A 19,617-nucleotide genomic window follows, 5' to 3' on the forward strand; every position below is an offset into this window, starting at 1 on the left:
TGGCCGAGCCCGCATTGACGGCCGACGCACGCGCTCCCCGCGCGCACGCGCGTGCGGCGGCCACGAGATCCTCGGCGATTCCGACGCGCCGCCGCGTTCTGCTGATCCAGACCCAAGCCGAGAACGCCGGCGCTCAGGAGATTTCGCGTCTCGTCGGCGCCGGACTGGCCGCACGCGGCTACGAGGTCCACAACCTGTTCTTCTTCCGGCAGTCGCGTGGCTTCGACGAGCCGGCGAATACGACCTATTGCGCACCGCGTCGACCGGGCGATCCGATGTCGTTTCTGCGCTTCCTGGTGTCGCTCGGCCGCCGTATCCGCGCCACGCGTCCGGATGCGATCCTGACATTTCAGCATTACGGCAACGCCATCGGCGGTGCGATCGCGCGGCTGGTGAGCCCGGCGCCGGTGATCGCGAATCAGGTTTCGGCGCGGCTGACGATGCCGGGCTGGCTGCAGAAACTCGACCTGATGATGGGCCGGCTCGGCATCTTCCACACCATCACGGTGAATTCCGACGAGATGATGCGCGACTATTCGCGCTATCCGGAATCCTACCGCAAACACCTCACTCATGTTCCACACGGCTTCGACCAGAAGCATTCGACGCTGTCCAAGACCGAGGCCCGCCGCCGGTTCGGGCTGCCCGTCGACGAAATCGTACTCGGCACCGCCGCACGGCTGCATCCGCTGAAGCAGCTCGATGCCGCTATCCGCGTCCTGCCGGCGCATCCCACCTGGCGGCTGGCTCTGGCCGGCCACGGGCCGGACGAGGCGCGGCTGCGCAAGCTCGCCGAGCAGCTCGGCGTCGCAGACCGCCTGTTCTTGATCGGCGAGATCACGCCGGATCAGGTCGCCGACTTTCTCGCCTGTCTCGACGTCTTCGTGTTTCCCTCGCTCGCCGAGACTTTCGGGCTCGCGGCCGTCGAAGCTGCGCATGCCGGGGTTCCGGTCGTCGCCAACGATCTGCCAGTGCTGCGCGAGGTGCTGTCGTATCATGGCGAACCGGCAGCGCTGATCGTCGACGCTGCGAACGCCGAGGCGCTCGGCGCCGCTGTCGCCGCCGTACTCGACGACCCTGAGCTCAGGGTGCGACTTCAGCGCAGTGGCGAAGGCTTGAAGACCAGATACTCTGTCGAGGCCATGGTCGATGAATACGTCCGCATTCTCGAACAGGCGATATAGGCGCGTATTCTCCGACGGATCGACGAATGATTGTTGAGCTTCGTTTCGACAGGCAACGCCCACGGTCGTGGATACGGCACGCGATCGGTGTTTTGACGAACGACAATTGCACCATTCAGGTCTCCTGGGTCGACGATGCGGCGGAACGCCCGGCCGGACTCGAGGCGCTGCTTGATCTGGAGCGAATGCTGCTGCGGCGCGGCCGCCGTTGCGGCGGCGACACCGATCCGGCATTGCTGAAGGACGCATACGGCTCGCACGGCGCGCCCGACGTGGTGATCGATTTTACGACGGCAGCGCCAGAGGCCGACTGCGCGGCCCGGCTGTACCTGCGTCCGCTGTTCGACGGTCACGCCGGTGAGAACGCCGCACTCGCAGCGATCCTCGCTGGCGATCTTCCGGTGATCGAGATACGCGACGAGGTCGGTGGCGCGGTGATGTGGTCTGGTCAGCCTTCCGGTGAAAATGCCAGCGGGCTCGGCGGCGCGCTCGGCGCCACGATGGCTCGCACCGCGACGCTGCTGAAGGGCGTTCTGGAGTCCGGCCCGCGACCGCAGACCATCGGCCGCGTCGGCGCCAATCTCGGCCACGCGCACTCCGCCGCGGGTTTCGTCGCCCGCAACCTCACAATGTCGCTCGCCAAAGCGATCTACCGGATGTGTTGCTATGCGCCGCACTGGCGCATCGGCTGGCGCCATACCGGGGACGCCGGGATCTGGGGTTCCGCCGATCTGTCCGGACCGGGCTGGCAGGCATTGCCGAGCCCGGGTCACCGATTCTACGCCGATCCATTCGCGGTGACGTGGAAGGGCCGAACCTTTGTGTTCTTCGAAGATCTCGATCACCACGTCGGCAAGGGGACGATCTCGGCGGTGGAGTTCGGCGACCACGGTCCCATCGGCGAAGCCATCCCGGTGCTCGAAGAACCGTGGCACCTCTCCTATCCGTTCCTGATCGTGCACGGCGACGCGATCTGGATGATCCCGGAGAGCAGCACGCAGAAGGACGTCGCGATCTATCGCTGCGTCGGCTTTCCCGACCGCTGGCAACGGCACGCAACGCTAGTGTCGGGCGTCGAGCTGGCCGACGCAACCATCACGCAACACGACGGCCAGTACTATCTGTTCGGCGCCACCCGAGACGATGACGGCGACGGCGGCTATTCCGACACGCTGTCGATCTTCGTCGCAGACGACCTGTTCGGACCGTGGCGCCCGCACGCGCTTCGGCCGGCGCTGGTCGACCGCGCCAGCGCGCGTCCGGCAGGGCATTTCGTTCGGCGCGGCGGGCGGCTATGGCGGCCGGTGCAGGACTGCACGCGGGGCTACGGCAGCGCGCTGGGGCTTGCCGAGATCACCGATCTGTCTCCGACAAGCTTCGCCCAGACCGTGCGCCACATCGTCGAGCCAGGCCCCCGATGGCCGGGCCGCAAGCTGCACACGCTCAATCGCTGCGGCCGCCTGGAGTTGATCGACGGCAGTATCATCCAGCCCAAGCTGGCCGGCCTGCGAACGGTCGCGCGGGCGAACGACCCGGTCGCTGTCGAAGCGCGCTGAAGGGTCGCCGGTGCCGACGTCAGCCTCGGCGCAGCCATCGGCCGACGATCGATCCGACGGCGAGACCCGCCGTGCCGCCGGCGAGCTTGACGCTGGCGTCGAACAGCCGGCCGTGCCGGGACGGCTCCAGCACCTGCAGCAGTTCGAACAGCACCGCTGCGCCGATCACGACGGCGGCGGCGAACAGGATGTAACGCGAATAAGCCGAAGCGAACAATGCACCGACCAGAGCGAATGCCACGAACCGTTCGATCGAGGGCGACAGCCCCGTGGTCGGCCGCAGTCCGATCGGGCTGAGGGTCGCGAAGGCGATGACCGCGAGGCACCCCCACGCAGCAAACCGAAGCAATGTTTCAAGTTCGACGATACGAGTGTTCACGATCCGATATCCGCGCTGGTGAGCTGATGGTTAATGCCAAAGCGCCCCCGCTTCGGTCGGGTCCGCGAGCATCTTTACCGTCCTTGACGAATATCGAACGGCAGTCGCTCGCTGATCGTTCAAATACGATAAGTTGCCACAGTGCGCCAGGATGGTAGCGGCGGGAATGTCGACGTGGTGAACCCGGTCGCCGACCGGTGGTTCCCAGATCGCGCTCCTTCTCGAAAATCCGCAAGCCCATCGGTCGGGCGAGGTTGATGACTTTGAAATTCAGTGCCACGCTCGACAGACTGATCGACCTGCGCAACAACGCAGGGATCCGCGCCATGACCGGCGCATTCGCGCTGCGCGTCGTGATCACGATCGTCAATCTCGGCCTGGTCACTCTGGCCGCGCGGACCCTCAACGGCCACGACTTCGGCACCTATTCGATGCTGTTCAGCGCCGCCGGCCTGCTGAGCGTGGTCGCGACCTTCGGCCAGCAGATCTTCATCATGCGGTCGTGGAGTGAATACAGCAACGCCGGCGACGAGGCGAAGCTGAAGGGCGCGATGGCTTTCACCGCGCTCGCCTGTCTTGCAGGCGGCATCCTGGTCGGTCTGCCGTTCTTCGTCTGGCTGTCGGCCGAGCACGACACACTGCTGGCGCTGTCGGCGACGCTGCACCTCGTCTGCTTCGCGCTGATGCTGACGTCGGCGCACGTCACCCGCGGTGCGGTCGGCGTCGGCGTCAGTGACGGCCTGACCTACCTCCTGGTCGCCACCTGTCCGATCCTGTACCTGTTCGGCTGCCTTGCGGTCGGCGCGACCATTCAGATCTACACGATCTTCCTGACGATGGCGGCGGCTTCCTGCGTCACCGTGATGGTGCAGATGACACTGCTGCGGCGACGGGTTCGCGCCCAGTTCCCGCAGATCGGCCGCTCGCGCCCGGCCTTCGAACTGCGCACCTGGAGCGCGCGATCGGCCAAGCTGTGGGTTTCCAGCAGCCTGGAAGCCGCCAATCAATACGCCGACGTCGTGATCATCGGATATCTGATGAGCCCGACCGTGGCCGGCGCGTACTTCGTCACCACCCGGATCGCCAACGCCTTCGCGATGGCGACCGGCGCGGTGTATATCTTTTCGACCCGGCATTTTCCGCATCTGTATTACAGCCGGCAGCACCGCGAACTCGACGGGCTGCTCGACTCGGTGGCGCTGGTGACGCTGGCGATCGTCGCCGGCGGCCTGATGGTGGTGCTCGGCGGCGGCCACTGGATTCTATATCTCTTCAATGCCGATTATGTGCCCTATTACGGCGCGCTGGCGATCCTGACTGCAGGCACCGCAGCGGTCGCCGCGGCGGGTCCGTGCGGCTCGATCCTGATGCTGACCGGACACGAAGGTCGCTATATGGCGATCATCGGAGGCACGGTGCTGATGCGTGCGGTCGGATTCTTCGTGCTGATCCCGCTGTTCGGGATCTCCGGTGCGGTGGCGGCGACCGCGATCTCGTTCATCGCACTGGCGCTGCTGATGCGCAGTGCGTCGATACACCTTGCCGGGATCGACGGCTCGGTGCTGCGACTTCTGAACGGATGGCGACTGCGCCGACTGTCCCAGCCGGCAGAATAGACTACGCTGACCGTAGCCTCGCCCGTCCGGCGACATCGCCTCCGGATTGCGATTCCTCGATGTCGATCGAGACTGAGATCAGGCTGCGGTCGCGAGCAGCGACAGCCAGTTCCGGAACAGCGCCGCAGCGGACGCGTCCAGTGCAGCGGCGAGCCCCGGCCGCGGCTCCAGCGGCGGCAGCTCCGCAATCAGCTCCGTCCGCCGATCCGCCCGCGCACGATCGCAAAACGCGGCGAGCCGCATTTCAGTCCGGGCGCAGAAATAGTTTTCCGGTGGTGCCGGACAATCGTCGCGTTCGCCGGCAAGATAGCGGCCGAGATCCCGCAGGAATTCGCGCTGCAGCGTCGTCGCGTCGTATTCCGGATGACCCTGGAAGAACACCATGCGGCTGCGATCACACCGCGCGAACACGTCGACACCGGCTCCCGCAGCCTGCATCAGCACGTCGTAACCGGCGGCGGTCAACTGGTCCCCGTCGAGATCGTTCAGCCGGGAATGCGACACCGCAACGGTCGCCGGCAAATCGGTCAGCAGCGCATCGTCGCGCAAGCCCTCGGAGGTGTAGACGCCGGAGCACTTCTGCGGCAGCCGGCGCCGTTCGATGCCGTCGAGGTGCAGCACCGCGGCATGAGCCGCAAGGCACGACCAGATCGTCGAGCGGGTGCTCGCTTCGGCCCTATCCACCAGACGGCGAAACTCGTCCCAATACGGCTCGTCCCGCAGCGCCGGTGTACGCGGCTCGGCGCCGGTGACGATCAGGCCGTCGAGCCGCACGCGGCCGAGATCGGCGATGTCGGAATACAGACTGTCGATGCGGTGGCGCGCAGTCGCCGAGCGCGGCACCGAGCGCAGCGCAAAGCAATGCAGCCGGACCCGCCGGGTGCCGGCGCCGTCGCGCAGCAACCTTGCGAATTGCCGCTCGGTCGCGCGCAGCGCCGCGTCGCCCATGTTGTTGACCAACCCGATCTCGATCGGCTTGCGGCGATCGCAATATCCTCGCCTGCCGCGCCCGTCGCCGGCGCCATCCGGAACCAGGGCCGGGCTGACGATCGGATCGGCACTGTCGAACAGCAGGGTCATGCGCGTCGCTTACTCGGCCGCGGCAAGCCGCGGCTGCGCCCCGCAGGCCCGCGCCAACGCCTGATCGAGATCCTCGATGATATCTGAGATGTGCTCGATGCCGATCGACAGCCGGATCGTCTCCGGCAGTACCCCCGCCTGGCGCTGCTGCTCGGCCGACATCTGGCGATGCGTGGTCGAGGCCGGATGGCAGGCGAGCGATTTGGCGTCGCCGATATTCACCAGCCGGGTGATCAGCTTGAGTGAATCGTAAAACGCCTTGCCGGATTCCATTCCGCCCTTGATGCCGAAGGTGAACAGCGACGACGCACGGCCATCGAGATACTTCTGGACGAGCGGATAGTACGGGCTGTCCGGAAATCCGGTGTAGTTGACCCAGCCGACGCGCGGATCGTCGCGCAGGAATTCGGCGACCTTGCGAGCATTCTCGACGTGGCGCTCCATCCGCAGCGCCACCGTCTCGATCCCCTGCAGCAGCAGGAAGGCGTTGAACGGCGACAACACCGACCCCATGGTGCGCTGATAGATCGAGCGCGCGCGCTCGACGTAAGCGGTCGGACCGAATCGCTCGGCATAGATCATGCCGTGATAGGAGTGGTCCGGCTGATTGAATGCCGGAAACCGCTCGGGCTGCCTGGCCCAATCAAACCGGCCGCTGTCGACGATGGCACCGCCGAGCGTGGTGCCGTGGCCGCCGAGAAACTTGGTGAGCGAATGCACTACGACGTCCGCGCCGTAGTCGATCGGTTTGAGCAGGATCGGCGTCGCCACGGTGTTGTCGACGATCAGCGGCACGCCGGCACGATGCGCCACGTCAGCGATCGCCTCAATGTCGCAGACGTTGCCGGCGGGATTGCCGATGGTCTCGCAGAACACCGCGCGGGTGTCGTCGTCGATCAGCCTGGCGATGTCGTCGGGCTTGTCGCTGGCAGCGAAGCGGCCGGTGATGCCCTGCCGCGGCAGGATGTGCGACAGCAGGGTGTGGGTGGTGCCGTAGAGCTGCGGCACCGTGACGATGTTGCCGCCGTGATCGGCGAGATTGACGAAGGCGAAATGCAGCGCCGCCTGGCCGCTCGCCACAGCCAGGGCGCCGACGCCGCCTTCCAGCTCGGCGAGGCGCTTTTCCAGCACACTGGTGGTCGGATTTGCGATCCGCGAGTATCGATAGCCTTCGGTCTCCAGATTGAACAGAGCCGCGCCGTGATCGGCGCTGTCGAATGCGTAGGACGCAGTCTGATAGATCGGCACCGCAACCGCATGGGTTGTCGGATCGGGCTCGTAGCCGGCGTGGATGGCAAGCGTCTCTTTACGCATGAGCTGTCCTCCCTTCGCCGCGGCTGCACCTCGACACACAGAGCTCCGCGTCTGGTCTTTGCTAGAACGCGCCGCATTAGCCGACAACACATTTCAAAGATGACGACAAACTAACCCTAATTTCCCTCACCGATTTGAGTACAATTTGAATCAATCTGGATTTGTTTACCTTAAGCTCGCTTCGTCGAGGCATTTGCAACGAATCCCCAACCGCATTCGCCTACAATTGCGCTCAAACTCGTCTCGAACTTTCGGAACCGGCGCCGATGACTGCGCATGCAGCCACTGCTATCCGCTCTCCTGACGTCGCGACCGCGCGCCCGTCGGCCGCCAAGAGCTGGCTGAGCGCGATCGAGATCACCGCGCGGATCGAGCGTGAGCCCACGCGCCTTCTGTGTGACGCCGTCGCCGATTGGGCGTCACGCACGCCGGAGGCGCCCGCGCTGCTTTCCGATCAAGAGCAATACAACTATTTCGAACTGGCGCGGCAAATCGATCGCTACGCCCGCTGGGCACTCGCCCACGGCATCGGCAAGGGCGTCACCGTCGCACTGCTGATGCCGAACCGCGCCGACTATCTGGCGATCTGGCTCGGCATCACCAAGGTCGGCGGCGTGGTGGCGCTGCTCAACGCCCAGCTCACCGGCGCCTCGCTGGCGCATTGCGTCGATGTCGCCGCGCCCGGCCACATCATCGTGGCGAATGAGCTGGGCGGCGCTTACGACAGCGCGAAACCGCATTTGGCATCTGCGCCACGGCTGTGGCGGCACGGCGACGATGCCACCGATTTCAGCCTCTCCGCCGCGCTGGCGGCGATCACGGATAGTCCGATGACGGCCGACGAACGTCCCACCGTCACGATCGATGATACTGCGCTGCTGATCTACACCTCGGGCACCACCGGCCTGCCGAAGGCTGCGCGGGTCAGTCATCGCCGGGTGATGAGCTGGGCCGGTTGGTTCGCCGGCCTCACCGGAGCGACGCCGGAAGACCGCATTTACGATAGCCTGCCGATCTATCACAGCGTCGGCGGCGTGGTCGCGACCGGCAGCCTGCTGATGGCCGGCGGTTCGGTGGTGATCGCCGAGAAATTTTCCGCGCGACGATTCTGGGACGATATCGTTCGGTTCGACTGCACGCTGTTTCAATATATCGGCGAGCTGTGCCGCTATCTGGTGCAGGCGCCGAGCGTACCGAACGAAACGCGGCATCGTCTCCGGCTCGCCTGCGGCAACGGCCTGCGCGGCGACGTCTGGGAAGTGTTTCAGGCCCGGTTCGCGATCCCGCGCATCCTCGAATTCTACGCCTCCACCGAAGGCAATTTCTCGCTCTACAACGTCGAGGGCGAGCCCGGCGCCATCGGACGCCTGCCGTCGTTTCTGGCGCACCGCTTCCCGGCCGCGCTGGTGAGGTTCGATTTCGATACCGGGCTGCCGGTCCGCGACGACCAGGGCCGCTGCATCCGCTGCGCACGCGGCGAGGCCGGCGAAGCGATCGGCCGGATCGGCGAAGCCGAGCGTGGCGGCGGCCGATTCGAAGGCTACACCAATGACCGCGACAGCGAGCGTAAGATCCTGCGCGACGTGTTCGCGCCGGGCGACGCTTGGTTCCGCACCGGCGACCTGATGCTGCAGGACGCCAAGGGCTTCTTCCGCTTCGTCGACCGGATCGGCGACACCTTTCGCTGGAAGGGCGAGAACGTCGCGGCGAGCGAGGTCGCCGACGCGCTCACTGCCTGCCCCGGCGTGATCGACGCCTGCGTCCATGGCGTCAGCGTTCCACACCACGACGGCCGTGCCGGGATGGCGGCGCTGGTGACGGGCGACGGATTCGATCTCGCCGCACTGTATCGCCATCTCGCCGAGCGGCTGCCGACCTATGCGCGGCCGCTGTTCCTGCGGCTGCGGCCGGCGCTCGATCTCACCGGCACCTTCAAGCAGGCCAAGCAGACGCTGATCGGCGACGGCTTCGACCCGCGGATCGTCAGCGACCCGCTCTATGTCGCCGATTCCGCTGCGGGACGCTACGTGGTGCTCGACGACGACATGTTCGGCCGCATCGCCCGCGGCGCATTCAGACTGTGATGGACCTGACGATGATGGCCACTGCCGCACCGATCCACTACTCGCGAACCTGGACCTTCTTCGAAGGCGCTTGGCACGACGGCAACGTGCCGATCATGGGGCCGCGCACCCACGCCGCCTGGCTCGGCTCGATGGTGTTCGACGGTGCCCGCGCGTTCGAGGGCGTGACGCCGGATCTGGACCGGCATCTGGCGCGGATCAACTGGTCGGCGACCAACTTCAAGCTGAAGGCGCTGGTGGACGGGGCGACTTGGCACGGCCTGGTGCAGGACGGCCTGAAGCGGTTCGCCGCCGACGCGGAGCTCTACATCCGGCCGATGTATTGGGCGCAGAACGGGATCGGCGGCGGCGTGCTGTTCGATCCGGACACCACCCATTGGTGCCTATGCATCTACGAAGCGCCGATGCCGAAGCCGACGGGCCTGTCGATCACGCTGTCGCCGTTCCGACGCCCGACCGCGGAATCCGCCCCGGTGGAAGCCAAGGCGGGCTGCCTGTATCCGAACAATTCCCGCGCGATGATGGAGGCCAAGAGCCGAGGCTTCGACAACTGCCTGTTGCGCGACATGCTCGGCCACGTCGCCGAGCTCGGCAATGCCAACATCTTCATGGCCAAGCACGGCGTGGTCTATACGCCGGCGCCGAACGGGACGTTTCTGAGCGGCGTCACCCGGCAGAGGGTGATCGCGCTGCTGCGCGGCGACGGCGTCACGGTGATCGAGACTTCGCTGACCTACCGCGACTTCGAAACGGCCGACGAGATCTTCGCCAGCGGCAACTTCGCCAAGGTGCAGCCGATCACCCGGATCGACGACCGCGCGCTGCAGCCTGGCCCGTTCTACTCCAGGGCCCGAGAGCTGTATTGGGAATTTGCGCACAGTTGAGCGGGCGCGTTTCGCCGCCCGTGGCCGCTCACGGCCCGAACAGCACCAGCTCGGTCTCGGTGAGGTCGGCGAGTCGCGGGGGATTCGGCCCCCTGTAGTATTTGCGGCCGCGCGAATCGACATAGAATCCGGTCAGCCCTTCGATCGGCCCCAGAGCATCGACGATCACCAGCGGCCGACCACGCCGAAGCAGCGCCCGGCCGAGCGGGCCGGCGCAGCGGACGAATTCGGCGACGTCGCGGCAGTACACCAGTTGCATCGCCGGGAACGGGAAACGGCCGTGCTTCACCCGCTTCGGGACGAACAGGAACGGCATCGTGCGATCACGCAGATGAACCGCGAAGGCCAGGCATCCGTAATCCGCATGGCTGCGGAGCAATTCGCACTCGGCATCGCTCAGTCCCGCGACGGCGCGGGTGGCCCGGGTCACCACTTCGATGCGGGCGCCCTTCTCTGCGCGCGACAGCAGCGGCAGCGCGAAGAACATGCCGTTGCAGTAGCGCTTGAAGCCGAGCGCTTCGACGATCGGCCAGGTGTTTTCGGCGGGCGAAATGTTGACGTAGGTGACCTGCTTGTTCTTCTGCGCCATCGAGGTCAGCAATGTGGCGTAGTTACGAAACTGGGGCTCGACGTACCAGCTCGAGACGTTGCAACGCAGGATCTGTTCAGGTCCGGGACGGCGTGCCGAATACAGCAACAGCAACGCACCGACGGGACGGCCGGCGCTCTCCAGCAGATAGCCGTAACGCGGGCAGCCTTCCGGAAGGTCGCGCGCACCGTGACGGTGCAGACCGCGCAACCAGTAGTCGCGGCGGCGGCCGGGAAAGCCGCGCGTCAGCAGGTCCGATACGGCGTCGATGTCGGCGTTGCCGATCTCACGGCAACGCACCTTGCGGGCTTCCAAAGCCATTTACCAAGCGGCCCGAATTGCAAGTGAAGCGCATGGATTTGTTTCGAATTTGCGCCATATGCTCCTTGTCTCACGGAACGAGCAGAAAGGCGAAGTATCGATGTCTGTACGGTTAACAATCGTCTCGGCCATGCGACAAGTTGCTGAGGAACAGGGCTTCAAGACTCCCGAGCTCACCGACGATCTGGTGTTGCATCAGTCCGGCTTCGACTCGCTCGGCTTCGCCGTGCTGGTGGCCCGCCTCGAGGACGAACTCGGCATCGACCCGTTCAGCACCGCCGACGACGCTTTCTTTCCGGAGACGCTGGGCGACTTCATCGGAGCCTATGAGAATGTCCCCGCGTGAGATCGTCGCGCTGCGCCACTATCTCACAAACGGACCGGACGCCCGAACCCTCTCGGACGTAACCGACGAGGTCGCGTTCGCCGACATCGCACATGCGAGCTGCCTCCGTATCGAGCTCTCCGAACTCGCCGGACGCTCGGTGCTGCTGTCGCTGTCGACGCAGTTCGTCACCGGAATCGCGATGATCGAGCTCGACGGCGTGGCGCGGCGGATGCTGCTCTGCCCGCCCGACGTCGAAATGAACTACGCGGCCGATCTGATCGCAGACGCGGAGATCGACGCGATCGTCACCGACGCGCCAGAGCGTTGGCGCGACCTCGGACTCGACACCATCGTCACAGCGGGCCTGCCGCTGCATCCCGCGGCCCCGGTCGCGATCACGCATGCGACCTCATGGCTGATGCTGACCTCCGGCACCACCGGCCGGCCGAAGATCGTCGCGCACACGTTGGCGGCGCTGACCGGCGCGATCGTCGGCGACACCGTCGCGAAGGACGCACACCCGGTCTGGGCGACGTTCTACGATATCCGCCGCTACGGCGGCCTGCAGATTTTCCTCCGCGCCGTGCTCGGCGGCGGCTCGCTGGTGCTGTCCGCACCCGGCGAAGCGATCGGTGATCATCTGGCGCGCCTCGCCGCGCGCGGCGTCACGCACATCTCCGGCACACCGTCGCATTGGCGCAAGGCGCTCATGAACCCTGCGATCGGCAGCTTCCGCCCGAACTACGTCCGGCTGTCCGGCGAAATCGCCGATCAAGCCGTGCTCGACGGTTTGCGTCACGCCTTCCCACTCGCCTCGATCGGCCATGCCTACGCATCGACCGAAGCCGGCGTCGGCTTTGCGGTCGACGACGGCCGCGAAGGCTTTCCCGCGTCGCTGGTCGGCAACGCCGCCGGCATCACCATGAAAGTGGTCGACGGCTCGCTGCGCATCAAATCGAACCGCACCGCGCACAGCTATGTCGGACGTATCGCGCCAGCGCTGACCGACGCCGACGGCTTCGTCGACACCGGCGACATGGTCGAGCTCCGCGGCGATCGTTATTATTTTGTCGGCCGGCGCGACGGCGTGATCAATGTCGGTGGCCTCAAAGTGCACCCCGAAGAGGTCGAAGCCGTGATCAATCAGCATCCCTCCGTGCGGATGTCGCGGGTGCGCTCGCGCCGCAGTCCGATCACCGGCGCCCTGGTGGTCGCCGAAGCGGTGCTCGCCAGTGTCGCCGATGCGGGACGCACCGGCGCGATCCGCGAGGCGATTCTCGCCAATTGCCGCGCTGCGCTGCCGCCGCACAAAGTTCCAGCGGCGATCCGCTTCGTGCAACAGCTTGACGTCACCGCCTCGGGGAAGCTGGCCCGCCATGCATAGGGTGGTGGTGACCGGCGGCAGCCGCGGCATCGGTCTTGCGATCGCGCGGCGCCTTGCCGCTGCCGGCTACGGCGTGATCGCGGTGGCGCGGCGCGAGAGCGAGGAACTGACCGCGGCGATCGCCGAAGTTTCACAAGGGCCGGGCTCGATCGCGTTCAAGGCCTACGATCTCGGCGACATCGATGGTCTCGCCGGCTTCGCCAAGTCGCTGCGCCAGGATTTCGGCAAGATCTACGGCCTCGTCAACAACGCCGGCATCGGCACCGAGGGCGTGCTCGCCACCATGCACAACAGCCAAATCGAAACGCTACTGCGGATCAACGTCACCTCGCCGATCGTGCTGACCAAGTATATCGTGCGGCAGATGATGGCCGATGGCGCCGGGCGCGTGATCAACATGTCGTCGATTATCGGCTCGACCGGCTATAACGGCCTGTCGGTGTACGGCGCCACCAAGGCGGCGGCGATCGGCTTCACCCGCTCGCTGGCACGCGAGGTCGGCCGGCTCGGCATCACCGTCAACGCCATCGCACCCGGCTTCATCGACACCGACCTGACCGCCGGCCTCGCTGGCGAAGGCCGCCAGAAGATCGCCGGCCGCAGCGCGCTACGGCGCTTGGCGGAGGCGGACGACGTCGCCCGCATGGTCGAATTTCTGCTCGGCGACGGCGGCCGCAACATCACCGGCACGGTTCAAACCATCGACGCCGGGAACACAGCGTAGGTCGCCGGAATTGCCAACCTCTCGTCATTCCGGGGCGCGCGCTACACGCGCTCCGGAATGGAATGGAGAGTACTTCAGTCGAGCGACAGCACGTCCCGCACGCTCGCCGGCCACGCGCCGGTGTCAATGCCGTGGGTCGCGAACAGCGCCACGGCGAGGCGGTCCATGCCGAAGGCGACGCAGCCGGTGTGGGCCGGATTGCCGGCCGCGTCCTCGATGCCCCAGGTGACGCCGAAGTGCTCGCGGTGATAATTGAAGCTCATGCAGGCGGTCGGCTGCTCTTCCGAGCGTAGCGGGACCAGCAGTTCGAATTTCAGCGCCTGCTGTTGCTGGCTGATCGCCTTGATCTGGCCGACGCGACCAAAGAACGGATCGGATGCGGTCTCGATCCGGAACTTCAGCCCGAGATCGCGGGCGATCGCCTGTGCCTTCACCATCCAGCGTTCACGGAAGTCGGCGACGTCCTGGGGCGCGCCGATGCAGACATATTCACGCATCCTGAAGGATTGCAGCCGATCGAGATGCTTGGACGGTTCGCGGCGGAAGCAATCAGCGGCGACATCGAAACGCGCGCCGCCTGCCGGCAGCGGGCCGCGGCTGGCCGCGATCGGATATACCGGGTAGCAGGCCGCCGGGGACAGCACCAGATCTGCCGGCGACAGCGACGTCGTCCAGTCGCCCCCCGCGTCGAACCGGCTGACCGCCGCGTTGATCTCCTGCTCGTTGCCGTGCAGGCCGCAGACGCAGCCGAGCAGATTCGGGAAGCTCTTTAGATAGCCCGACTTCTCGAGCTGGCTCCGGCTCATCACCGGCGGAAACCGCATCACTTCGGTGCCGTCCTCGCGATGCCGCGAGATCAGCGCCGCCAGCTTCTCGACCACGTTTTCGTACAGCGCAGTGCGCGCATAGACGCCGTCGGCGCCGAGCTTGTGGAACAAGTGTTCGGCCAGATGGTCGAGCGGATCGACCGGCTGCAGCGCGGCCCCAGCCCGCGGGGTGCGGATAGCCATATTCATGAAGCGGCCTCCTCGTTGACGATTGACGTCGATTAGTCGCGCAGGCTCGCCGGCACCGGGCTCATCAGGTTCGCGGTGCCGATATTGGCGAGGATTCGGTCGTTGTTGATCATCAGCGGTGCCGACAGCACGTCGCGCAGGTGGCGACCGAGCGTGAAGTCGCCGTCGTTGCGATAGCCGGACAGGCCGCAGGCCCGCAGTGCGCTCATCACCGTGTCGACGGCGAGTTCGGAGGCTTCGACCTTGAGCAGGTTGATCGACGATTGGAAATCGAGCGACGTCAGTGCGCGTTCGTCGAATTCATGCGCCGTGTAGGCGTCGAGCTGCGTGGCGATCATCGCCCGGAGCTTGGTCAGCGAGCGCTTGGCGCTGGTGAAATGCGCTGCGCCCGGCGGCAACTGCCCGCCGGCGCCGCGCGCCGCCTTGCGCACGAACGCCTGCGCCCGCTCCACCGCGGCGGCGGCGATGCCAGCCCAGGCCGACGACCAGCTCAGATGCGCCACCGGCGTCATGGTCTGGGCGTGAATGCGATCATAGGGTTCGGTAAACACCTGCTCGGCGCGGCCGCTCGCCCTCAACTCGAAGCCGGTGCTGCAGGTGCCGCGCATGCCGAGCGTCTCCCAGCCCAGCGTCTGCTTCAACGTGTAGTCGTCCTTGGTAAACACCACCAGAACCTGATCCGACGCCGCCGCGTCATCCGCTCGGCGGGCGATAGTCATCACGCCATCGGCTTCGGCGCCATAGGAGATGACGGTCGCGTCGCGCAGCAGCGTGATGCCGGTCTCGGTCCGCTCGATCGCCGCTGCGCTGGCGCGAATGTTGCCGCCGTTGTTGCCCTCGGTGGTCGACGACGCCAGCAGCATCTGCTCGGCCGCGATCCGTCGCATCAATTGCTCGTGCCAGGCGCTGCCGCGGCCGTGCCGCACCAGACAGGCCACCTTGGTCTGGTGCATCGCCACGATCATCGCGGTCGAAGCGCAGGCGCGTCCCAGCGCGTAACACATCTCGGCGATGTCGTGGATCGAGGCGCTCTCGCCGCCGAACTCGATCGGGATCTGCGCACCAAGCAGACCATGCTCTCGCGCCGCGTCGATCGCAGCCTTGGGAAAGCGCGACTCGCGATCGACCGCTTCCGCATGAGCGGCGGCGATCGCCGCGACCTGCACCACGCGTTGCATCAGGGGCATCGCCTCCGTGCCGAACTTGTCGTTGGCGGGCTGACGCGCGAAGTCGCGGACCGCGTTGTCGGTGATGATCGCCATGGCGTCGTGAGCTCCCTGATGCGGACGTTGCGCTGTGTTCGTTCGCGACCCGGCGTCTGTCGGCTGCGCCTAAGTGTCGATCGCGGCTGGTAGCAAGTTATGGATCGATCCCCAACGCGTCGAGGCGAATTCAAAGTGAATCAATTTGGATTCGAATTGAGGGTTAATCGGAGTTTGCTCCGATCGCGAAGATTTTCGGGATTCGCGTTAGCGTTAAAATTCGAATGAATATGTCGACAAGCGCGCGAGGATTGTTTCCGCGAGGCAGTTGCGATTACATCATCGCAACATTGCGAGCCGTGCGTGTGAATTCGAGCATCCGCACGCGCACCGTAGACATCGAACACATCATGGAGATCGCGTCATGCAGGCTGGATCATCGACTGTACTGGAGAGCAAGATCATCGCTCTGGTGGAGTCGATCCTGGCACAGAACGGGCTGGCCGGCGGCATACAGCGCGATACGACGTTCGCCGATGCAGGGCTGACCTCGATGGAGATGGTCAACCTGATGCTGGCGGTCGAATCCGAATTCGACATGACGCTGCCGCAGTCGGACATCACGCCGGAGAATTTCACCTCGGCAGCAACCGTCGCGCAGCTCGTGCTACGCCGGCAGCATGCCAAAGCCGCTTAGCACTCGATTTTCTGAACTAATCCCCGATGCGACCAGCATCGCAACCCAACGAACAATCAGCAGGAGACGCCATGATGCCAAACGACCTGATCGTCACCTCGCGCACCGACGTCGAATTGAAGCCGGCGCCGATCGAGCCGTCGTGGATCATCGAAGGCAATCCGGTCGCCACCAACTGCACGCTGTCGCGCAGCGCCGACGGCATGGCGTCGACGATCATCTGGCAGTGCACCGAAGGCAAGTTCGAGTGGCACTACGACATCGACGAGACGATCTGCATTCTCGAAGGCTCGGTGGTGATCGAGAGCGCGGGCATGCCGGCCAAGCGTTACGGTCCCGGTGACGTGATCTTCTTCAAGGACGGTGCCAGTGCGCGCTGGCATGTCGAAGGCCACATCCGCAAGATTGCGTTCTGCCGCCGCACCCAGCCGCGCCTGGTCGGGCTTGCGGTGCGGGCGTTCGCGAAGCTGCGGTCGCTGCTGCTGCCCTCCGCCAATCGGCCGGCGCAGTCGCTGCTCGGCGCCAACTGACCGATCACCATCGCCGCGGCGCAAGGCCGCCCAAATCAGACGGCGGATCGCGCGGCGATCCGCCGTCTTCGTTCGCCAGCCCTACTGAAGTCGGATTGATTTGACGCAAAGAAGCAATTTGCGGGTTCTGGCATGTCCTAAGGCGAAAGTCGCATGTGGGGCAAAGCAGACGCGATGGACTCTTCTCACGGCAGGTCAGGACGACCTTCGATTCTCGCGATCGTGTACACCGACGGCGCGGCCGCTTGCAGGCTGATGTCCGATCTCGGCCGCAGGCTGCGCGACGCCCGGGTGATGGTCACGGGGCTGGTGCCATATCAGGCCGCGGCCGACGACGGCACCCCACGCTGCGACATGGAGGTCGAGGAGCTGTCCTCCCACTTCATCCTTCAGCTCGCGGAAGACCGCGGCAAGCAGCCACACGGCTGCCGGGTCGATCCGGAAGCCGTGCAGGAAGCCGCCGCGCTGATCGCAGCGTCGTTCCGCAACGCGCCTGAGCTGCTGATCGTCAACAAATTCGGCCAGCTCGAGGCCGAAGGCGGCGGCCTCAGCGACGTCATCAGCGATGCGGTCGATCAGGGAATTCCGGTGATCGCCGGCGTACCCGAGCGGCATCTGGCGAGCTGGCGCTGCTTCACCAGCGGCCTCGCCGAAGAGGCCTCGCTGGACTCGCCACGCATCCAGCAATGGCTGGCCCGCCGCGGTTTCGGCCTCCGGCGCAGCCCGGTGAGCCCACAGCACGTGTTCAACTCGGCCGCTTGAGGCGACAGCAGACCGGGAGGTCCTCGGCAGCCTCATGATCGAGGCGGTTCGGTTGCCCAGGTGTTTCCGGTCTCTATCTGTCGCGCTTCATCGCATCAACTGTGGCACATGGTTCGAGACGGCGCTACGCGCCTCTTCGCACTATGAGGTTGCACGCGCTGCGAGCAGACACAGCCACAACAGCAGGACTAGTCCAGAAACATCAATGCCCGGGAGCAGCCCGGGCATCGTGTAATGTGCCAGTGACAAACCATGGCCGAAGCGAAGAGCTTCGGAGGCGCGAGCCTCTCCTGCCCGCACGCCCCGCCGTCGCAGGCGCGATGCTCAGCCGAATTTGAACAGCACGCCGTAGCCGCCGCGCGGGTAGCTCCACTCGATGTCGCCACCGCCTTCGGCCAGCACCCGGCAGGTGCCGCATTCGACGCAGCCGTCGGGCGTCACTTCGACCTGGCCGTTGCTGTTCAGCTCGTAGCAGTGCGCCGGGCAGATCTTCAGCAGCGCCAACAGCTGCGGCGATGGCTTGGTGTGGGGCTTGACCTTGATGTGGGCGTTGCCGACGTCGACCAGATAGCGGTTCTGATACAGCTTGTCTTCGACACGAACCGGGGCTTCCGTTGTCATTGTCCGTTCTCCGCTCTCTCGAATCTCGCTGATTTATCGCCACGCCCGCGCGAAGCGGAGCGCGTCGCCGAACAATCCGCCCCACGACCGCGCCGCCACGAACGACTTGATCGTGGTCTTCTCCTTCTCGATCTTCGGCGTACCGTCGACCCGCACGAAGTTCTGCAGCGCCTTGTTGACGAGCTGCGGATAGGTCAGGAAGAAATTCTGCGACTGGATGTGCAGCAGCGCCGGCATATCCTTGTACTTCTTGAGATCTTTGATGACGAAGGAGTCGTCGAGCATCTTCTTGTAGAGCGCGAGGTTCTCCTTGGTCATCGGATCCTTGCGCGACTTCACCTGGAAGATCGCCTCGGCGGCGATCCGGCCCGAGGTCATCGCCAGATTCGAGCCCTCGCGATGCATCGCGTTGTTGAGCTGCGCGGCGTCGCCGACCACCACCCAGCCGTCGCCGTAGAGCTGCGGGATCGCCTTGTAGCCGCCTTCCGGGATCAGGTGGCCGGCGTATTCCTTGACTTCGGAGCCCTCGATCAACGGCGCCACCGACGGATGCTTCTTGAAGCGCTCGAGCAGGTCGTACGGGGTCTCTCCGGTCTTCTGGAAGTCAGACACCAGACAGCCGATACCGATCGAGATCGACTCCTTGTTGGTGTAGATGAAGCCCATGCCGGTCATGCCGGCCGAGATGGTGCCGGCGGCCTCGATCACCACGCCCTCGTCACCCTTCAGGTTGAAGCGGGTTTCGATGGTCTCGCGCGGCAGGAAGTGCATTTCCTTGACGGCCAGTGCGACGTTCTCGGGCGTCGGCCGCTCGCGCAGCTCGGCCTTGGTGCCGAGCAGGCCGTTGACGCCTTCGGCCAGCACCACGACATCGGCATGCACCTGGCCCCCTTCACGGTCTGTGATCACGCCGATCACCTTGCCGTAGGCGTCCTGCACCAGTTCCTTGACGGTGGTCTCGCACAGCACGATCGCGCCGGCCTCCTGCGCCTTGCTCGACAGCCATTTGTCGAACTGTGCACGGATGATGGTGTAGCGGTTCGGCTTCTCTTCGTTGAAGTCTTCGGAGCGATGATGCAGGCCGGTGTGCGACTTGCCGTCCATCATCCAGAACCGCTGCTCGACGAGATGACGCTCCAGCGGCGCATCCTCGCGGAAGTCGGGCACCAGCTTCTCCAGCATATCGGCGTAGAGAATCGCGCCCTGCACGTTCTTCGAGCCCGGATATTCGCCGCGCTCGATCTGCAGCACCTTCATGCCGCGCTTGGCCATGGTCAACGCGGCGGCGTTGCCGGCCATGCCGGCCCCGACGACGATGGCGTCGAAACGTTCTTCGATCATGGCAG

19 protein-coding genes are annotated in these 19,617 nt (G+C 65.4%); 11 read left to right on the forward strand and 8 right to left on the reverse strand.

Translation table 11 applies throughout. The features are described from left to right. Positions 1-77 precede the first annotated feature (77 nt). Both DWA33_RS09705 and DWA33_RS09710 read left to right on the forward strand, forming a co-directional pair. Complete coding sequence (locus tag DWA33_RS09705) at positions 78-1,184, forward strand: glycosyltransferase family 4 protein (protein ID WP_244601241.1); 1,107 nt, start codon at positions 78-80, stop codon at positions 1,182-1,184. Between the two features lie 26 nt (positions 1,185-1,210). Continuing rightward, a complete protein-coding gene (locus tag DWA33_RS09710; protein WP_114357871.1) occupies positions 1,211-2,740 on the forward strand; it encodes a glucosamine inositolphosphorylceramide transferase family protein in 1,530 nt (509 codons plus the stop codon). Positions 2,741-2,759: 19 nt separating this feature from the next. Here DWA33_RS09710 and DWA33_RS09715 read toward each other — a convergent pair whose 3' ends face one another. Continuing rightward, entirely contained in the window at positions 2,760-3,119 is a 360-nt protein-coding gene (locus DWA33_RS09715; RefSeq protein ID WP_114357872.1) for a hypothetical protein, read from the reverse strand. Positions 3,120-3,376: 257 nt separating this feature from the next. Here DWA33_RS09715 and DWA33_RS09720 point away from each other — a divergent pair, with 257 nt between their 5' ends. After that, positions 3,377-4,735, forward strand: coding sequence for a lipopolysaccharide biosynthesis protein (locus DWA33_RS09720; RefSeq protein WP_244601239.1), 1,359 nt, complete (start codon positions 3,377-3,379; stop codon positions 4,733-4,735). 78 nt (positions 4,736-4,813) lie between these two features. On the opposite strand, the gene metA is transcribed toward DWA33_RS09720, so the two are convergent. Both metA and DWA33_RS09730 read right to left on the reverse strand, forming a co-directional pair. Further along, complete coding sequence (metA, locus tag DWA33_RS09725; RefSeq protein WP_114357873.1) at positions 4,814-5,815, reverse strand: homoserine O-succinyltransferase MetA; 1,002 nt, start codon at positions 5,813-5,815, stop codon at positions 4,814-4,816. 9 nt (positions 5,816-5,824) lie between these two features. Continuing rightward, positions 5,825-7,129, reverse strand: a complete 1,305-nt coding sequence (locus DWA33_RS09730) for an O-acetylhomoserine aminocarboxypropyltransferase/cysteine synthase family protein (RefSeq protein WP_114357874.1) — start codon at positions 7,127-7,129, stop codon at positions 5,825-5,827. Positions 7,130-7,395: 266 nt separating this feature from the next. On the opposite strand from DWA33_RS09730, the gene DWA33_RS09735 reads away from it, so the two are divergent. Together DWA33_RS09735 and DWA33_RS09740 are read left to right on the forward strand one after the other, a co-directional pair. Continuing rightward, the gene (locus DWA33_RS09735; protein ID WP_114357875.1) at positions 7,396-9,213 is read left to right on the forward strand and encodes a long-chain-acyl-CoA synthetase; all 1,818 of its coding nucleotides are present in this window, start codon (positions 7,396-7,398) and stop codon (positions 9,211-9,213) included. Positions 9,214-9,224: 11 nt separating this feature from the next. Beyond that, positions 9,225-10,097 (forward strand): branched-chain amino acid aminotransferase, encoded by an 873-nt coding sequence (locus DWA33_RS09740; RefSeq protein ID WP_167443166.1) that lies wholly within the window; start codon positions 9,225-9,227, stop codon positions 10,095-10,097. Positions 10,098-10,125: 28 nt separating this feature from the next. Here DWA33_RS09740 and DWA33_RS09745 read toward each other — a convergent pair whose 3' ends face one another. After that, positions 10,126-11,007, reverse strand: a complete 882-nt coding sequence (locus DWA33_RS09745; protein ID WP_114357876.1) for an acyl-CoA acyltransferase — start codon at positions 11,005-11,007, stop codon at positions 10,126-10,128. Between the two features lie 100 nt (positions 11,008-11,107). Here DWA33_RS09745 and DWA33_RS09750 point away from each other — a divergent pair, with 100 nt between their 5' ends. From DWA33_RS09750 to DWA33_RS09760, 3 genes are read left to right on the forward strand one after another with little or no spacing between them, the layout of a single operon-like run. Further along, a complete protein-coding gene (locus DWA33_RS09750; protein WP_167443172.1) occupies positions 11,108-11,353 on the forward strand; it encodes an acyl carrier protein in 246 nt (81 codons plus the stop codon). Beyond that, entirely contained in the window at positions 11,340-12,719 is a 1,380-nt protein-coding gene (locus DWA33_RS09755; RefSeq protein ID WP_114357878.1) for a class I adenylate-forming enzyme family protein, read from the forward strand. Before DWA33_RS09750 ends, DWA33_RS09755 begins: the two co-directional genes overlap by 14 nt. Next, entirely contained in the window at positions 12,712-13,443 is a 732-nt protein-coding gene (locus DWA33_RS09760) for an SDR family NAD(P)-dependent oxidoreductase (protein ID WP_114357879.1), read from the forward strand. Before DWA33_RS09755 ends, DWA33_RS09760 begins: the two co-directional genes overlap by 8 nt. A gap of 74 nt (positions 13,444-13,517) precedes the next feature. On the opposite strand, the gene DWA33_RS09765 is transcribed toward DWA33_RS09760, so the two are convergent. Further along, positions 13,518-14,459, reverse strand: a complete 942-nt coding sequence (locus DWA33_RS09765) for an amino acid--[acyl-carrier-protein] ligase (RefSeq protein WP_114357880.1) — start codon at positions 14,457-14,459, stop codon at positions 13,518-13,520. Between the two features lie 32 nt (positions 14,460-14,491). Continuing rightward, positions 14,492-15,721, reverse strand: coding sequence for an acyl-CoA dehydrogenase family protein (locus DWA33_RS09770; RefSeq protein ID WP_114357881.1), 1,230 nt, complete (start codon positions 15,719-15,721; stop codon positions 14,492-14,494). A 364-nt stretch (positions 15,722-16,085) separates the two neighbouring features. On the opposite strand from DWA33_RS09770, the gene DWA33_RS09775 reads away from it, so the two are divergent. From DWA33_RS09775 to DWA33_RS09785, 3 genes are all read left to right on the forward strand, one after another. Continuing rightward, positions 16,086-16,358, forward strand: coding sequence for a phosphopantetheine-binding protein (locus tag DWA33_RS09775; protein WP_114357882.1), 273 nt, complete (start codon positions 16,086-16,088; stop codon positions 16,356-16,358). A gap of 74 nt (positions 16,359-16,432) precedes the next feature. Continuing rightward, positions 16,433-16,888, forward strand: a complete 456-nt coding sequence (locus tag DWA33_RS09780) for a cupin domain-containing protein (protein WP_114357928.1) — start codon at positions 16,433-16,435, stop codon at positions 16,886-16,888. Between the two features lie 153 nt (positions 16,889-17,041). After that, complete coding sequence (locus DWA33_RS09785; protein WP_244601240.1) at positions 17,042-17,650, forward strand: DUF2478 domain-containing protein; 609 nt, start codon at positions 17,042-17,044, stop codon at positions 17,648-17,650. 324 nt (positions 17,651-17,974) lie between these two features. Here DWA33_RS09785 and DWA33_RS09790 read toward each other — a convergent pair whose 3' ends face one another. Both DWA33_RS09790 and DWA33_RS09795 read right to left on the reverse strand, forming a co-directional pair. After that, entirely contained in the window at positions 17,975-18,271 is a 297-nt protein-coding gene (locus tag DWA33_RS09790; RefSeq protein WP_107346146.1) for a ferredoxin family protein, read from the reverse strand. Between the two features lie 33 nt (positions 18,272-18,304). Beyond that, entirely contained in the window at positions 18,305-19,612 is a 1,308-nt protein-coding gene (locus DWA33_RS09795; RefSeq protein ID WP_114357883.1) for an FAD-dependent monooxygenase, read from the reverse strand. Between the last annotated feature and the right edge of the window lie 5 nt (positions 19,613-19,617).

Origin of the sequence: Rhodopseudomonas pentothenatexigens (assembly GCF_900218015.1) — a bacterium.
In the GTDB taxonomy this organism is placed as follows: domain Bacteria; phylum Pseudomonadota; class Alphaproteobacteria; order Rhizobiales; family Xanthobacteraceae; genus Rhodopseudomonas; species Rhodopseudomonas pentothenatexigens.